This is a genomic window from Pseudomonas sp. B21-017 (assembly GCF_024749245.1).
Lineage (GTDB): Bacteria > Pseudomonadota > Gammaproteobacteria > Pseudomonadales > Pseudomonadaceae > Aquipseudomonas.
The window spans coordinates 789,280-805,444 of the sequence record NZ_CP087194.1 but is presented as its reverse complement, the minus strand read 5'-3'; the positions used below and the strand labels follow the sequence as shown (position 1 = coordinate 805,444).

General features: G+C 57.6%; 16 protein-coding genes and 2 pseudogenes. 11 read left to right on the top strand and 7 right to left on the bottom strand.

Features of this window, described 5'->3' with window-relative positions:
* The first annotated feature begins 17 nt into the window (after window positions 1-17).
* From LOY28_RS03520 to LOY28_RS03485, 8 genes and pseudogenes are all read left to right on the top strand, one after another.
* Window positions 18-515, top strand: coding sequence for a GNAT family N-acetyltransferase (locus LOY28_RS03520; RefSeq protein ID WP_258613079.1), 498 nt, complete (start codon window positions 18-20; stop codon window positions 513-515).
* Window positions 516-541: 26 nt separating this feature from the next.
* A pseudogene (locus LOY28_RS03515) lies at window positions 542-748 on the top strand (hydrolase); the annotation flags it as partial.
* 953 nt (window positions 749-1,701) lie between these two features.
* Window positions 1,702-2,070: a DUF6124 family protein gene (locus LOY28_RS03510; protein WP_258613078.1), complete on the top strand. Its 369-nt coding sequence runs from the start codon at window positions 1,702-1,704 to the stop codon at window positions 2,068-2,070.
* A gap of 35 nt (window positions 2,071-2,105) precedes the next feature.
* Window positions 2,106-2,363, top strand: coding sequence for a hypothetical protein (locus tag LOY28_RS03505; protein WP_028939924.1), 258 nt, complete (start codon window positions 2,106-2,108; stop codon window positions 2,361-2,363).
* A gap of 155 nt (window positions 2,364-2,518) precedes the next feature.
* Window positions 2,519-3,559, top strand: a complete 1,041-nt coding sequence (locus LOY28_RS03500; protein WP_309475747.1) for an EamA family transporter — start codon at window positions 2,519-2,521, stop codon at window positions 3,557-3,559.
* 227 nt (window positions 3,560-3,786) lie between these two features.
* On the top strand, window positions 3,787-4,155 hold the full coding sequence (locus LOY28_RS03495; protein ID WP_018929439.1) for a DUF6124 family protein: 369 nt from the start codon (window positions 3,787-3,789) through the stop codon (window positions 4,153-4,155).
* 430 nt (window positions 4,156-4,585) lie between these two features.
* Window positions 4,586-5,278, top strand: coding sequence for a DUF433 domain-containing protein (locus tag LOY28_RS03490; protein ID WP_018929438.1), 693 nt, complete (start codon window positions 4,586-4,588; stop codon window positions 5,276-5,278).
* Complete coding sequence (locus LOY28_RS03485; protein WP_258613077.1) at window positions 5,275-5,682, top strand: hypothetical protein; 408 nt, start codon at window positions 5,275-5,277, stop codon at window positions 5,680-5,682. Before LOY28_RS03490 ends, LOY28_RS03485 begins: the two co-directional genes overlap by 4 nt.
* A gap of 221 nt (window positions 5,683-5,903) precedes the next feature.
* Here the strand turns inward: LOY28_RS03485 and LOY28_RS03480 are convergent, their stop codons facing one another.
* Window positions 5,904-6,428 (bottom strand): GNAT family N-acetyltransferase, encoded by a 525-nt coding sequence (locus LOY28_RS03480; protein WP_258613076.1) that lies wholly within the window; start codon window positions 6,426-6,428, stop codon window positions 5,904-5,906.
* Between the two features lie 192 nt (window positions 6,429-6,620).
* Here LOY28_RS03480 and LOY28_RS03475 point away from each other — a divergent pair, with 192 nt between their 5' ends.
* The gene (locus LOY28_RS03475; RefSeq protein WP_258613075.1) at window positions 6,621-8,060 is read left to right on the top strand and encodes a glycosyltransferase family 39 protein; all 1,440 of its coding nucleotides are present in this window, start codon (window positions 6,621-6,623) and stop codon (window positions 8,058-8,060) included.
* Here the strand turns inward: LOY28_RS03475 and LOY28_RS03470 are convergent.
* Together LOY28_RS03470 and LOY28_RS03465 are read right to left on the bottom strand one after the other, a co-directional pair.
* Window positions 8,011-8,874 carry a phosphatase PAP2 family protein gene (locus tag LOY28_RS03470; protein ID WP_258613074.1) on the bottom strand — a complete coding sequence of 288 codons (864 nt, stop codon included), beginning with the start codon at window positions 8,872-8,874 and terminating at the stop codon, window positions 8,011-8,013. The two genes, LOY28_RS03475 and LOY28_RS03470, sit on opposite strands and share 50 nt — an antisense overlap.
* A gap of 34 nt (window positions 8,875-8,908) precedes the next feature.
* Entirely contained in the window at window positions 8,909-9,580 is a 672-nt protein-coding gene (locus LOY28_RS03465; protein WP_026286668.1) for a phosphoglycerate kinase, read from the bottom strand.
* A gap of 260 nt (window positions 9,581-9,840) precedes the next feature.
* Here LOY28_RS03465 and LOY28_RS30015 point away from each other — a divergent pair.
* A pseudogene (locus tag LOY28_RS30015) lies at window positions 9,841-10,854 on the top strand (methyl-accepting chemotaxis protein); the annotation flags it as partial.
* Between the two features lie 42 nt (window positions 10,855-10,896).
* Window positions 10,897-11,760, top strand: a complete 864-nt coding sequence (locus LOY28_RS30010) for a methyl-accepting chemotaxis protein (RefSeq protein WP_404942596.1) — start codon at window positions 10,897-10,899, stop codon at window positions 11,758-11,760.
* A gap of 112 nt (window positions 11,761-11,872) precedes the next feature.
* Here the strand turns inward: LOY28_RS30010 and LOY28_RS03455 are convergent, their stop codons facing one another.
* The 4 genes from LOY28_RS03455 to LOY28_RS03440 all read right to left on the bottom strand — a co-directional run bounded on the left by LOY28_RS03455 (window position 11,873) and on the right by LOY28_RS03440 (window position 16,087).
* Window positions 11,873-12,241: a glyoxalase superfamily protein gene (locus LOY28_RS03455; protein WP_018929431.1), complete on the bottom strand. Its 369-nt coding sequence runs from the start codon at window positions 12,239-12,241 to the stop codon at window positions 11,873-11,875.
* 161 nt (window positions 12,242-12,402) lie between these two features.
* Window positions 12,403-13,860 (bottom strand): amidohydrolase family protein, encoded by a 1,458-nt coding sequence (locus LOY28_RS03450; RefSeq protein WP_258613073.1) that lies wholly within the window; start codon window positions 13,858-13,860, stop codon window positions 12,403-12,405.
* Window position 13,861: 1 nt separating this feature from the next.
* A complete protein-coding gene (locus tag LOY28_RS03445) occupies window positions 13,862-14,722 on the bottom strand; it encodes a MurR/RpiR family transcriptional regulator (protein ID WP_258613072.1) in 861 nt (286 codons plus the stop codon).
* Between the two features lie 15 nt (window positions 14,723-14,737).
* Entirely contained in the window at window positions 14,738-16,087 is a 1,350-nt protein-coding gene (locus LOY28_RS03440) for a GntP family permease (protein WP_258613071.1), read from the bottom strand.
* Window positions 16,088-16,165 lie beyond the last annotated feature (78 nt).

Genomic DNA, 16,165 nt, shown 5'->3' with positions numbered 1-16,165 from the left:
AGCATTGGAGTTGCGCAATGGCTACTTTTAAGACCCGCAGACTTTTGATAACGCGCCTGTCGCCGGATGATGTCGGTTTTGTGATGACGATGGAGGCCGACCCAGAGGTCATGCGCTACACGACCGGAGTAGTTGCCCCTACCCCTTCTCGACGGAAAGAAGTTCTCGCCTATGTAAATTCTGCACCGCATGAGGGGCCAGGGCATTGGCGTGTGGAGTTACAGGGGAAACCAATTGGCTGGATAAGCCTCACCCCCCTAGAATCCACTGATCGATTTCAACTGGCATACCGTTTCGCTAAAGTCTTTTGGGGTAACGGATACGCTACAGAGGCTGGTGCGGCAATTCTCGATTATGCGCGTGACGTGCTAGGTCTTTCAGAGTGTGTTGCTCTCGTCTGGCCCGATAACAATGCTTCTACTCATGTTTTATCTAAGTTGCGGTTTCAGTATGAAGGCTCTTCCGTGTACTACGGTAATGACGTGAATGTCTTTGTCCGTGCGCTGGATGTATAGGCTTCGGATGAAGCTGCCTTGGGCTCATCGACGGTATCCAGACACTCATCGGCACCCTGCCCTGCGTCGCCACCATCGAACGCCACGACGGATCCAAAACGCCCTTCCAGAAGCTGCACCCCGCTCCAGACGACGACAACCTGATCCAGACCGACCGCGTCTTTATCAAGCACGGTTACGCACCCTCGTCTGAGACCATCGAGTATTTGAAAAGCCTGGGAGTGGATCGGGTTAAAGGCCCTTTTCTCTTCCTACCGGGATGACTCTATTTTTGAGCATCCGGAGGCGATGGCTTTGGTGCCATGTCCAAGTATTGGGCAACTGGTCGGATCGGTGATACGTGCGGCTGGCTTTGCCATGCATGACTCCCTGTCAGCGGTATCAACGATGGTCGACCTTAGCAGATTTGTTCTGGCAACAGGCTCATCTTCAGCTCGTCCATTTAACGCAAGCGTTCAGCGATTACGCATTCCCAGTTTGCAACTGTTAGCGTCGTTGGTCGGTCCCGCTATCATGCAGGGCATAGATCACGAATGTAGATAACGCCATGCCAAGATTGTCATTCGCCATCAGAATTTTGTTCGCATGCTGCCTTTTCATCGCAACTGCTAATCACATCCGTGCAGACGTTTCGCATGGATTGCTCTGGGACTACGGATACGGGGATAGCGCTTACTTGGCCAGCCGCATTTTCTGGGGGGCGCTTACGTTTTTTGACCCGCTTGCAGCACTGCTACTTTTCATCAAGCCAAGAGCCGGAATCGTGCTTACGTTAGCGATTATTTTGGTCGACGTGACCCATAACACTTTATACGTCGCGTTGAATCAACAATGGCTGGAGCCGTTTTACCTGTCCCAGGTAGCTTTCCTTGCCACAGTATTCCTACTCTCACCCATCGCTTGGAATGGCCCTATTCGGGACGGAGCGCTCACCAATCCAGTCCGACTGTAACTAGCTCCATTTATGAGATAGAAGCTCTTCGATCTCACTCGCCCGCAGCGTCGGTCCACACCTGCCTGACAGGCTCGTACACACCATCCTAGGAAATTTCCCGCAACCCGTAGCGGCTTCCATGAACTGGCGAACAACATTTCTGGAAGATAGTCTTCCCTCTTCGCTGCAACCCGGCGGACGGTTTTGACAGGCCGAAAAGCGTAGGGATCCCTAACCTTTCGGAGTTCCTCCATGAAAAAGACCAACCCACTTGAAAACCCAACCCTTTCAGAGTCGGAAGACCTCGACCTGACCCAACTCTCCCAAGCCACCCAACGCGCCGTCAGCGCCCGCTTGCGCAACCCGAAACACCCCGACCCCGTGAGCCATGTGTTCACCATCCTCCCCGACGTCGACACCCCCACCCTGCTCGGTCACGCCAGCGAAACCCTGGCCTCCCTGAACGTCATGACCACCGACCTGGCCGACCATCTCGAAGGCTCGCATCGCAACGTGGCGTTGGCGATGCAGCAACTGGCCGTGCTGGCCGAGATGTTGATCAATCGAGTGCTGGATAACCTCGAATCGCCCCTGCCGGTGGTCGAGCCCGTCTGCCACTGAGTGATCGCGCTCGTTGATCGAATGGAGGTTTTGTCATGGATCGATACATGCCGATCACCGGCATCGACTGCACTATCGCGTCGCTGCTGATCGACACTGAAGCGCCGCTGGATGTGCTGCATGAAACGGCGGCTTACCGCATCCGCACGGCGACTCAATTGCTGGAGAGTTTCGCTGTGAACGAAGGCGTTCACAGTGAGCTGGCGCGGGTGTTGGTGACTTCGTTGCGTGATGGTTGCGATTTGCTGGATGTGGTGGGGCGGCGGTTGCAGCGGCAGGTTTCAGCGTCTTAACGTATCCGGCATAGGGCATCGTTGCCGCGCCCCAACGCAAAAAGACACCTGACGAGAATATCGCAGGTGCCTTTTTTGTGGATTCGATTCAATGCGCTATCGATGCATGACGAGTATCGTGTTTCTCAATCATGCCTTTTGCTACGGAACAGATGATGAACAAAAGCGTTATATACGCCTTGGGTGCTGCAGCGCTGTTTGGTGCCAGCACGCCGCTTGCCAAGGTCCTGGGGCTGAACGTTTCACCCGTCTTGCTCGCCGGTTTGCTTTACCTGGGAAGTGGCTTGGGTCTCACGGTTACCCGGCTGATCCGCGATCGCGGCTGGCAGCCTGTCGGTTTAACCATTTCAGAATGGCCATGGCTCATTGGTGCTATCGCGTTCGGCGGCGTGTTGGGGCCGGTGTCTTTAATGTTTGGCCTTACCCTCACATCAGCTACCACTGCTTCGCTGTTGCTAAACCTTGAGGCGGTATTGACCGCCCTGCTTGCCTGGATGGTGTTCAAGGAGAACGCCGACCGGCGGATCGTCGCTGGAATGATCGCAATCGTTGCCGGTGGCGTGCTCTTGGGTTGGCCTCAGACTTCCGCAGGGATCCACGGCTGGGTTGGCCCGGTCGCCGTGGTGATTGCCTGTTTTTGTTGGGCCATCGATAACAACCTTACCCGGAAGGTTTCCGCATCGGATGCATTGTTTATCGCTGGCATCAAAGGATTGGTCGCCGGGGTCGTCAACTGCGCTTTGGGGATTGCTCTTGGCATGCATCTCCCTGAATTGTCTCTATTGGGGCCAACGCTACTGGTAGGCTTTTTGGGCTACGGCGTTAGCCTGGTGCTATTCGTTTTGGCTTTGCGGGGGCTTGGCACCGCGCGCACAGGTGCGTACTTCTCTACTGCACCGTTCCTGGGGGCCGCTATTTCGATCCTGTTGTTAGGCGAAGCGGTGACGTGGGTGTTTTGGGTGGCCGCAGGCCTGATGGGGGTTGGCGTCTGGATACACCTGACCGAGAGCCACTCTCACGAACACCAACACGATCCGCAAACACATGACCATCCGCATATTCATGACGAGCACCATCAACATGAACATGCCTTTGAATGGGACGGCACTGAACCTCATAGCCATTTACACGACCACGCTCCCATTAAGCACAGTCATCCGCACTTTCCCGATATCCATCACAGGCACCAACACTGAGCGACTGAGACGGCGCGGCAGTTGCTCAGGGTCAACAGTAGTGGAAAAGGATTTCTCTGACAGATTAGAACCACGTCATCCTGGGAATTTTCCTGCAACCCGTAGCGACTGCCATGAACTGGTGAACAACATTTCTGAAAGATAGTCTTCACCCTTCGCTGCGACCCTGCGGATGGTTTTAACAAGCCGAAATTACGTAAGGATCCCTAAACCAATGGAACGCCCTTATGAAAAAGATCACCCGAATCCCACTGAAAAATCCGGCCACTTCACAACCTGAAACCCTCGACCCGACCCAACAGCCCAAAACCACCGAACGCTCCGTCAGCGCCCGCCGGCGCAACCTGAACAGGAACATCTTCAGCGTCCGCCCCGACGTCGACATGCCCACCCTGCTCGCTCACGCCAGCGAAACCCTGGCGTCCCTCAACGTCATGACGCTGGACTTTGCCGACCGACTCGAAGGCCCGCAGCGCAATGTGGCACTGGCGCTTCAGCAGTTGACGATGCTGACTGAGCTTTTGGTCAACCGAGCGAAGGATAACCTTGATCCGAACGCGTCGGTGGCCGCGGGAGAGCCTCCCGTTCTTCACTGAGTGATCGCGCTCGTTGATCGAATGGAGTCTTTACCGCTCCCCCAACACAAAAAGGCACCTGACGAGAATATCGCAGGTGCCTTTTTGGGCTTTGAATGGGTAGAGATGTTCTGTATGCGTGACAATTGAAGCTGAATGTTACTTATACGAGACAATGCAGTGTCAGACGACTCAACACTAGGTTTCATAATCTGCAACTTACTGTCGACTCAATAGACGACAGAGTAGCCACGTTTTCGCCCAAGCGACTTACAGGACAGGGTTTTCAGAAATTTCCTGCAAGCCGTGACGACTCCGAGCTGATTGTGTAGCTCACGCTTCAAACCTACTCTGCCCAAACAAAACAGCGGTTCGTCCCCGACCAGTTGCTTGAGTTCACCCTTACGACCAGAATCCATCCATCGGATCACCTGCTGACAAGGAGGCCAACATGCAAAACATTAAGCTACCTAGCCGCCTTGTCGGCATTGGCTTGTACACCCCAGCAGAAGCTTCGCTTTACACCGGGATTTCAGCTACCGATATACGCCGCTGGTTATTCGGATACACCGCCCACGGTGTTCAGCATCCGGGGCTTTGGGACTCAGAGCTGTCTGATGTGAACGAGTGCGTTCTAGGTTTTCATGACTTACTGGAAATTCGTTTCGTTCATGCTTTTCGCCAACACGGCGTAAGCCTGCAAGCCATCCGTAGTGCCTCGCAGCAAGCAAAAGAGTTGTTTAACCAAGCGTACCCATTCACCTGCAAACGCTTTCAAACCGACGGACGAAGCATCTTCGCCACGGTGATGGGTGAAACAGGGGATGAGGCACTTCTGGACTTGATCAAGCGACAGTATGCATTCGAACAAGTCATCAAACCTTCGCTCTATGAAGGTATCGACTACACAGGATCAGGCTCAGCGCAGCGCTGGTATCCGGTCAAACGCAGCAAAGCCATCGTTCTCGACCCCTCTCGAAACTTTGGAAAACCTGTCCTGTCAGGTACGGGAATTGACACAGCAGCCATTTTTAGCGCCTACAGAGCTGAAGGCAGAGACGTCAAACGTGTAGCCCGCCTCTATGAAATACCTATTGCTGCAGTTGAGGCAGCGGTCAGTTTTGAGCAAAGGAATGCGGCTTGAAGTTCCTATTGGATAACAATCTTCCCCCTGCGTTGGCCCGAGCCTTGAACGAACTGACTAAAGCTGAGGGCCATTCGGTACTGTCTTTAAGGGATAAATTTCCGCCAAGCACCGCTGATGTGGCATGGATATCAGTGCTGAGAGAAGAAGGTGGATGGGCTGTCATCTCTCAAGACAAATTCACAAAAGGTGATATTGAAAAGAGAGCGTTCCGCGAGTGCGGACTGCCGGTCTTCTGTTTGGCCAAGCATTGGGGAAACGAGTCTTATTGGAACAAAGCGCATAACCTAGTGCGATGGTGGCCGTCGATCATGAGTCAGGCACATCTGAATGGAGGTGGCGCTGCGTTCCGCGTACCGTGGAAATGTCCGGCGCACGGAAAATTTGATCAAATAAAAATATAAACCCCGAACCGTGACAGGGCTTCTTTTCATTCATACCTTTGGTGAAGCTACGAGCGACTGAAGCCATCCATCCACATGAATTTTTCTTCACCCCACCGCCTCCCTCCAACCTGTACATTCCCCCTCGCTCATTCAAGAAACTACGGTTTGCCCGCCCTCCCGCGGGCTTTTTTTTTGCCTGCGATCTGGTTAGCGGTCGGTTCCAGTGACTGCTCCCACCATCATTTCAACCGATACAGATACGTAACCTGCGCCTCATGCGGCTGCAAACAAGGCCTCTGATAACACCGTCTGATCAAACCAAACCCGGCCGCTTCGGCCAGCCGCTGGCTCGCCACATTGGCCGATGCGATGGTCAGGTAAAACGTGAAACCGGGCATGCTTTTGATCAACGCTTCAAGCGCCGTGCGCATATAGCCTTTGCCCGAATACTCGGTATTGACCCAGTAGCCGACCACATACCGGTTACGGCGCCGGGGCTTCAAGCCAATGCAGCCGATGATCGCGCGCGCGGTATCGTCGACGATAAACAGCCGCCGCTCACCGGTTTCGCTTTTGAATTCATCGACTGCCCGCGCGAGGAACGATCGGGCCTCGTCCTCGGTGGTGTAGGGTTTGGCCCAGGGCAGAAATTCGCAGTGGACTGTAAAACTGGCGTTCAGCGCATGCTGCAACGCTTTACACCATTCGGGGTCGGGGGCGCTCAATCTCAATGTGTGAGTACCAACGGTCAGCGCAAGCTCCATTGCATCATCCTTAACTACCAACTCCATGACGTCAGACAATAACAGCGCCTGGAAGGACGCTGCTACTCAGATCGCCCCCGTTAGTGCTGCCCCAACGTCACCCGTCACCTCTCGCTGGCCGTTCATGTTTCGTTAAGCATTCAACTCGTATGCTTGGGGTTCCCGGTCCCCTGCTCGGTTAGCCAGAAACTCATGTCACGCCCCGTCTCTTCACTGTTTCTACTCGCCGCTCTGCTGTTTTTCTTCGCGCTAAGCAATCACCAATTACAAGGTTCCACGGAGGCCCGGGTCGCCGGAATTGCCATGGAGATGCACCTGGATAACGACTGGGTGACCCCGCATTTGTTCGGCGAGCCATTTCTTGAGAAACCGCCCTTGAGCTTGTGGCTCGACGCCGGGGCGATTCGCGCATTCGGCGGTACGCCGTGGGCGGTGCGACTGACGTCCGCGTTTGCCGGGCTGTTCAGTGTGATGCTGTTGTACACGATGCTGCGGCGATTCAACCGGCCCAAGGTTGTTGCCTGGACGGCGGGGATTTTGCTGGCGACCATGGCCAGTTATTGGAGTAATACGCGCAGCGTCGGCGAAGACGCGTTGCTGGCCTTCGGCGTGAGCATGGCGCTGCTGGCATTTTTTCAGGGGACACGGTATTCGACTGTCGGCAACGCCCTGCTTTTTGCATCAGGGATCGCCATCGCGACCTTGAGCAAAGGCGTACTGGGGCTGGCGATGCCGGGGGTGGTAATCTTCGCGTATCTGCTGACCGAAACCTTGATGGACAAGCGCCTGAAGCCCTCGGACTGGCTGCGCCCCGGCCTGTTGACACTGTTGGGATTGGTGCCGCTGATGATCTGGCTCGCGGTGCTGTATCAGCGCGATGGTGTGCATGCCGTGGGGGAAGTGTTGCTGACCAATAGCGTCGGGCGCTTCAGCGGCTCCTTCGTCGAGGCCGGGCATTACGAACCGTTCTACTACTACCTGGCCAAGCTGCCGGAGACCTTCGCGCCCTGGAACATTCTGGTGTACCTGGGGCTGTGGCACTTTCGCAAAAGCCTGATGGCCAATCGTTACCTGTTGTTCTTCACGGTGTGGCTGCTGGCGCAGTTCGTCATGCTGACCCTGGCGTCGAGCAAACGCACGGTGTACCTGATGTCCATGACGCCTGCAGCGGCGGTGATTGCCGCGGAATATGCGAGCGTGCTGTTCGAGCGACTTCAGGCCTACTCCGGTGCATCGACCTTGCCGGGGCTGATTGTCCGGCATCGTCGCGGTATAGGGGTTGGCGTACTGGCCGTGGTGATTGGCAGCTACCTCGCTGCCGCACAATGGGTATTGCCTCACGCTGATCGCACACTGTCCTTCCTGCCGCTGACTGAACAGATTCAGGCATTCCAGGCCAGCGGGCAGCAGGTCGCATTGTTTCAAGCCAACGAGCGGGTGGGCGGCGCCAGCGTGTTCTACACCCGACGCGTACTCAAAGGCCTGGATACCGAGGCGCAATTGCATGAGTTTCTGAGCGCCTCACCGGCTAATGTGGCACTCATGTCTGGTGTAAATGAACCCGCCGCCCCCTTAAAGGTGATCAAGACAATGATGGTGGGGCGTCAGGCTTACTACTTTGTAACCCTGTAAACGGCTCAGCGACGGGTAGCTCAGCCTTTTGCAGCACCGGCAGCTCCAGTCGCGCCCGCCCATAGAACGCCAATGCCGTCAGTAAACACGTCAGCCACACGAAGATCCCGGCCCAAAAGGTGTGGGACATGTAGTGCCAGCCTTGCAGGACTCGTGTCGTGCCATAGACGAAACCGAGCAGCAGCGAGCCGTACATCACCGCTTTGGCGTGCCGCCAGCGGTAGCGGCGAGCCACGAAGTACAGCGCGAGCATGGTGAAACCGCCCGACGCATGCCCACCCGGCCAGCAGCGACCGTCACCGGCTTCTTTCAGCAGGTCAAAATTCTGGTACCACTCCTTGTGCTCGATTTTCCCGGCGTACTGAGTGGTTTCAACCGGGCAATACACACTGGTGTGGCTCTTGAGATAGTGGATAACGCCGGTGCTGATGGAAAACGCGAACACCACATACAGGAAGTCCCGGCGGTGTTTACTGGCGAACCGAAGCACAGGCGCGACTTTGATTTTTTCCAGGAAGGCGATGATCTTCGAATGTTTTTCAGCCTTCAGTCGCGGCCAGAGAAATGACAGCAAGGCGCCGATGATCGCAATCTCACCCGTCCAGTTCGGGATGATCCGCGCCCATTTATGGGTGATCTGCTCGAACAGACGGACATGCTCCAACGGAAACACCTGGGTAACCGGGTCATAAAAAAGATCGCTGAAAGCGATGTCGATTTTGGTCATGTCAAACATCAGGAACACCGCGACCGCGCAGGCCAGCGGAATACCAAAGTTCACCCAGTAAAAGCGGTAACGGGAAGAAGTCAGCATCGTACGTCCAGATCCAGAGTGATGAAGAAGAAGCTCATTCGGTGGTCACCGAGTGCCAGTCAGAGGCCTCGATGGAACCAAGCATACGAGGTTCCTGAGGTTTTTCAGCGGAGATAAACAGAGAAGCGCCGTAGCCTAGAGTAGCAGTCGGCAGCTTGAGCTCTTTTTCGAGTTCCGCCATGCACTCACTGTGGGTCACCAGAATCAGGTTGCGCCCCGCCACTTTGTGCGCCAGAGCATCACGTAACATACTGCCCCGGCAGTTGATCAACCAGTCTTCGCCGACGCCAACCTTGTTGAACATATAACTGGAGGTCTGTGCCGCACGGATGATCGGACTGTTATAGATATCGGTCTTGTTCAGGCCCAGACGTTCAAACTGCGCACCGACCCCCACTGCCACACTGCGCGAGCGATCTGTAATGCCATCATTGCCAATCAGACAGGGGGCGGTGGAGTGATCGCAACGCTCAACGTGACGCACCAGCACGATCATGTCGCCCTTGGCCCACCCCGCAGCCAGCGCACGGGCACCCGCCACATTGCCATGGGACAGATCGGGCACAGCCGCAGGTCGCAACAGCCACACGGTCAGCGGAATCACCAGCAGCAGTGAGGCCACGATGACCATTGCGTTTCGATAACGGGCCAAACGGCTCAGATCGATCGAGCGTTTTATCCCGAACAGACTCAGTCTCAATTCCACGTTCAGCCGCCTCGCCGGCATGCATCACAATCATACAAAACCGCAAGGGTAGCGAGTCTCGCGTTGGCTGCTGGTGAAACCCATGTGAAAAAAAGCTTAAGAACTGCGTAAAAATCTTGTTACAGAATCCATCCGACAAAATCCTTTCAGCTCCCGGGATTGCGGCCGATACATACCTGCTACACACCTTGCTGGCTCCCAAAAACAAAAATCTTCCAGCCAACCGACGATCGAAAGCGCAACGTTCCTGGAGGAATTTGATGAATAGCTGGTTCGGCAACATCAGCGTGAACTTGAAACTGGGCCTGGGATTCGGCCTGGTCCTGGCACTGACCTGCATTCTCGCCCTGACCGGCTGGACCAGCCTGGGCGGGTTGATTGACCGCAGCAACTGGATGAGCGACATCACTCAGCTCAATGCCGGCCTGACCAAGCTGCGCGTGGTTCGCCTGCAATACATGCTGACCAACGGCGACGAAACCGCCGCACAGAATGTGCAAACCACCCTGGACAGTTTTGTTGCTCAGCAAACCGCCCTGCTGGGCAGCTTCAAAAACCCTGAAAACGTCAAAATGCTCAAAGAGCAGGCCGCGACCATCGCCGCTTATCAGACGTCGCTGAACAAAATGCGCAGCGCCTACCGCACCGGCAACAGCGCCCGCGACGCCATGGGCGCCAACGCCGAAACCGCCAGCAAGCTGATCGACGCAATCAACATCCGCGTACAGCAAATGCCCCTGAGCGATCAGCGCTTCGAACAGTTCCTGGCCATCACTGCCGCCAAGGAAGCGTTCATTCTTGCCCGCTATGAAGTGCGCGGCTACACCGCCAACACCAATGCCGAGACCGAGCAAAAGGCCGTTTCCCAATTGGATGCGGCCATCGCCAGCCTGAAGTCGCTGAACGCGCATTTCGCCGACACACAACAAGACGCGCTGCGTCAGTTGGAAACCGCCCTGAGCAACTACCGCAGTGCCTTGCAAGCCTATAAAGCCGCCAACAGCGATGCGGTGCAGGCGCGTAAGGAAATGACCGATCAGGGCGCCGCCATCGTGACCCTGAGCGATCAGCTGTATCAATTCCAGCTCGACCGCCGTGATGCCGAAAGCGCCCAGGCCCGCACACTTCAATTGATCAGCACCTTGCTGGCGTTGCTGGTGGGCATCATCGCCGCCGTGGTCATCACCCGTCAGATCACCGGTCCGTTGCGCGATACCCTTAAAGTGGTCGAGCGCATCGCCGGTGGTGACTTGTCTCAGGACATCAAGGTCACCCGCCGCGACGAACTCGGCGTGTTGCAGCAAGGCATTGCGCGCATGGGCGTGACCCTGCGGGACTTGATCAGCGGCATCCGCGATGGCGTCACCCAGATCGCCAGCGCCGCCGAAGAGCTGTCGGCCGTGACCGAACAGACCAGCGCCGGTGTGAACAGCCAGAAAGTGGAAACCGATCAGGTCGCCACCGCCATGCACGAAATGACGGCCACCGTGCAGGAAGTCGCGCGCAACGCCGAAGAAGCCTCCCAGGCCGCAGCCGCCGCTGACGGTGAAGCTCGCGAAGGTGACAAAGTGGTCAACGAAGCCATCGCCCAGATCGAGCGCCTGGCCAGCGAAGTGGTGCGCTCCACTGAAGCGATGAGCGTACTGCAGCAGGAAAGCGACAAAATCGGCAGCGTCATGGATGTGATCAAAGCCGTGGCCGAACAGACCAACCTGCTGGCCCTCAACGCTGCCATCGAAGCGGCCCGTGCCGGTGAGGCTGGTCGTGGTTTTGCGGTGGTGGCTGACGAAGTTCGTGGCCTGGCCCAGCGCACGCAAAAATCCACCGAGGAAATCGAAGGCCTGGTGGCCGGCTTGCAGAACGGCACTCAACAAGTGGCGGCGGTGATGAACAACAGCCGTACCCTGACCGACAGCAGCGTGGCGCTGACTCGCAAGGCCGGCGTATCACTGGAAAACATCACCCGCACGGTGTCCAACATTCAGTCAATGAACCAGCAGATCGCTGCCGCCGCCGAGCAACAAAGCGCCGTGGCCGAAGAGATCAGCCGCAGCATCATCAACGTACGCGACGTGTCCGAACAGACCGCCACCGCCAGCGACGAAACCGCTGCGTCCAGTGTCGAGCTGGCGCGGTTGGGCAATCAGTTGCAGATGATGGTGAGTCACTTCCGGGTTTGATATTCACTTTGCGGTGAATGATAAATCGCCTTCTCGGGCAAGCCTCGCTTCTACAGGTTCAGTGAGTAACCGGTACAAGGAGCGAGGCTTGCCCGCGAAGGCTATCTAACGCTTAGACACTAATCGCATTGGTAAACACCAACCGATTGCCAAACGGATCGGCCACGGTCATGTCCTGACTGCCCCACGGCATCGCCTGGATTTGTGGGTGCGCAAACTTATATTCCTTGGCCAGCAATTGCTGCTGGAACGCCTCCAGCTCATCGGTCTCGATGCGCAGGGCCGAGCCCGGTGTCGCGTCGCCATGATGTTCGGAGAGGTGCAGCACGCACTCGCCACGGGAGATTTGCAGGTACAGCGGGAGGTTCGCCTCGAAGCGGTGCTGCCAATCAATCTTGAACCCCAGAAACTCGACGTAGAACTCCAAAGCCTTGGTTTCATCGAAAATCCGCAGGATCGGGGTGGTTTTGCCGAAACTCATGGGGTAACTCCCTGACTGAATGAGCCCAGTGTGACTGGGCTGGATGTCAGCGCTTCGGCTTGGTGACGGCTTTCTTTAACTGCAATGTGCCACCATGAGACCTGGATCAAAAGATCGTCCGAACGCGGCCCGAACCTTCGGCAGCTTCTACGAAGGCGCGATCAATGAAACCCTCTACGCAAATCCCCCTCCCGCGCCAGAAATCGCCCTTCCCTTCTGCCGTTCGCCTGCCCGTCGCGATAACTCAAGGCACCATTGATCCATACCCCATCAATCCCTTGCGCCGCCCGTTGCGGATCGTTGAAGTCGGCCACATCGCGAATCGTCGCCGGATCGAACAACACCAGATCCGCCCAATACCCTTCACGAATCTCGCCACGTTCCTTCAAGCCAAAGCGTGCCGCCGACAACCCGGTCATCTTGTGCACGGCGGTATGCAGCGGAAACAGGCCGACGTCGCGACTGAAATGTCCGAGCACTCGTGGGAATGCGCCCCACAAGCGTGGATGCGGAAACGGGTCTTCCGGCAAACCGTCGGAGCCGATCATCGACAGCGGATGCGCGAGGATGCTTCGTACATCAGCCTCGTCCATGCCGTAATACACCGCCCCCGCCGGTTGCAGTCGGCGGGCGGCTTCGAGCAGCGCAGTGCCCCACTCGGCAGCAATGTCCATCAGATCCCGCCCCCCCATTTCCGGGTGCGGCGTGGACCAGGTGATGGTGATGCGATGGGCGTCGGTGACTTGCTTGAGGTCCAGCGTCGAAGAACTCGCCGCGTAGGGATAACAATCGCAAGCCACCGGGTGGGTTTTCGCGGCGTGTTCGAGGGACGCCAGCAATTGCGGACTACGTCCCCAGTTACCGGCGCCGGCACATTTGAGGTGGGAAATGATCACCGGCGACTGTGCGTGGCGTCCGATGCGGAACGCCTCGTCCATGGCCTCCAGCACCGGCTCGAACTCACTGCGTAAATGGGTGGTGTAGACCGCGCCGAATGCCGTCAACTCTTCGGTCAACTGCATCACCTCATCAGTGGATGCCGAGAAGGCGCTGGCGTAGGCCAAGCCTGTGGATAAACCCAAGGCACCGGCCTCAAGGCTATCGCGCAGTTGCTCGCGCATCGCGCTGATTTCAGCGTCGGTCGCGGTGCGATACAGATCGTCCAGGTGATTGCTGCGCAACGCGGTGTGCCCCACCAGCGCAGCTACGTTCAGCGTGGTATTGGCCGCTTCGACGGCCGCGCGATAGTCGCTGAAGCGCGGATACACGAACGCCGCGGCGGTACCGAGCAGGTTCATCGGGTCCGGCGGATCACCGCGCAAACTCACCGGCGACGCGCTGATCCCGCAGTTGCCGACAATCACCGTGGTCACACCCTGGCTGAGTTTGGGCAGCATCTGCGGTTGGCGAATCACCACCGTATCGTCGTGGGTATGCACATCGATGAAACCCGGCGCCAACACTCGGCCAGCGGCCTCGATTTCTTCGATGGCGCGAGCGTCGTGCAAATCGCCGATTCGCTCGATGCGGCCATTCAGAATCGCCACGTCAGCGGGGTAACCGGGGGTGTTGCTGCCGTCGATAATCAGCGCATTGCGGATCAGCGTGTCGTACATCATGTCAGTCTCCCAGCGGCAAGTGATCGTCGCCGCCGCGGTAGTCGTCCAGGGCCAGTTTGATCCGCCGCAGACGTTCTTGATTGTCTTCAGGACTGGCCAGCGCCAGCTCGGTGGCGAGCACATCGATGGCCAACAACATGCCGTAGCGCGCCGCCGTGGGTTTGTAGATGAAGGAAGTCTCGGCGCTTTGCAGCGGCAACAGCACATCGGCCAATTGCGCCAGCGGCGAGTCGGCGCGGGTGATGGCGAGAATTCGTGCGCCGTAGCTGCGCGCCAGCTCCACCGCTTCGAGCAGTTCGGGCGTGATGCCGGTCAGCGAGCAGGCGATGACCGCGTGTTCGGCGCCAAGGCTGGCGGCGGTGACGCGCATCATCACCGGGTCGTGACCCACCGCAATCGGGTAGCCGAGGCGCACCAGCCGCACTTGCAGTTCATCGCTGCACAGGGTCGAGCAGCCGCCCATGCCGAAGGCGTGAATCATCCGTGCCTTGCCCAACAGTTTCACCGCATCGGCGAAGCGCGACTCATCGAACGCCGCCAGGTGCTGGCGCAAGGTCGACTCGATATCGCCGACGATCTGCCCGTAGAACGCCGACTGTTCAGGCATGCCCGCCGGGTCCAGAAAGCGGCTACCGACGCCGCTGGCCTGGGCCAGTTGCAGGCGCAAATCCCGCAGGTCGCGGCAACCGACTGTGCGGGCGAATCGCGACAGCGTGGCAGTGCTGACTTCCGCCCGCTGCGCCAGCTCATCGAGGCTGGCGGATGCGGCAAATCCTACATCGTCGAGCATCAGCCGAGCGATACGTCCTTCGCCGGCGCTGAAGGATTCCTGACGAGCGCGGATCTGATAGAGGATGTCCATGGCGGATGGCTCCGACTAAAGCAGGTGAGAAAGGCCAACGGTCAGGCCGAAGGCGACCACCGAGATCAGCGTCTCGAGCACTGTCCAGGTCTTGAAGGTCTGGGTGACGGTCATGTTGAAGTATTCCTTGATCAACCAGAAGCCGCCGTCGTTGACGTGGGAAAAGATAACCGACCCCGCCCCCGTCGCCAGCACCAACAGCTCCGGCTGGGGATAACCCAGACCAACGGCCACCGGCGCGACAATCCCTGACGCTGTGGTCATGGCCACAGTGGCAGAACCAGTGGCGATGCGCATCAACGCGGCGAACAGCCAACCCATCAACAGCGGCGACAACTGGAATTCATCGGCCAGGCTGACGATCTGATTGGTGACGCCAGCGTCCACCAGAATTCGGTTCAAGCCACCACCGGCACCGACCAGCAAGGTGATGCTGGCGGTCGGCGCCAGGCATTCATTGGTGAACTTGAGGATCGACTCGCGATTGAAGCCCTGGGCCAGGCCGAGGGTCCAGAAACTCAGCAAGGTCGCCAGCAGCAAGGCAATCACCGAGTTGCCGATGAACAGCAGGAACTGATTGAAACCGCTACCCGGCGTGGAGATCAGGTTGGCCCAGCCGCCGATCAACATCAGCACTACCGGCAACAGAATCGTGGCCATGGTGACACCAAAACCCGGCAGGCTATCGCGCGGTTCACGCTCCAGGAACTGGCGTTCCAGGGGGTTATCGGCCGGCAGTTGAATGCGCGGCACGATGAATTTGGCGTACAGGGGACCGGCGATAATCGCGGTCGGAATACCGATCAGAATCGCGTAGAGCAAGGTCTGCCCCACCGACGCCTGATAGACCTGCACCGCCAGCATCGCCGCCGGGTGCGGCGGTACCAGCGCGTGGACCACCGAAAGCCCCGCAACCATCGGCAAACCGACCATCAGAATGGACACGCCCACCCGCCGCGCCACGGTAAACGCGATCGGCACCAGCAAGACAAAACCGACCTCGAAGAACAGCGGCAGCCCTACAAGAAAGGCGATACACACCATCGCCCAGTGGGCATTTTTCTCGCCGAAACGGTCGATCAAGGTGCGCGCCACCTGCTCCGCACCGCCGGACTCGGCCATCATCTTGCCGAGCATCGTGCCCAGCGCCACCACCAGCGCAATATGCCCCAGCGTCTTGCCAACCCCGGCTTCATACGCCCCCACCACACCCGACGGCGGCATTCCCGCCAACAGCGCCAGGCCGATAGACACCAGGGTGATCACAATGAAGGGATTGATCCGGTAACGGGCGATCAGAACGATCAGCGCAATGATGGCGATGGCGGCGTAAACCAACAGCCAATAGCCGAAGGAAAGCGTCATGCGGTACTCCTCGAAAGGGTCACGTCGAATGGGTTGTGAAACTCATAAATCATTTCGACGAGCTACTTTCAAACGAAG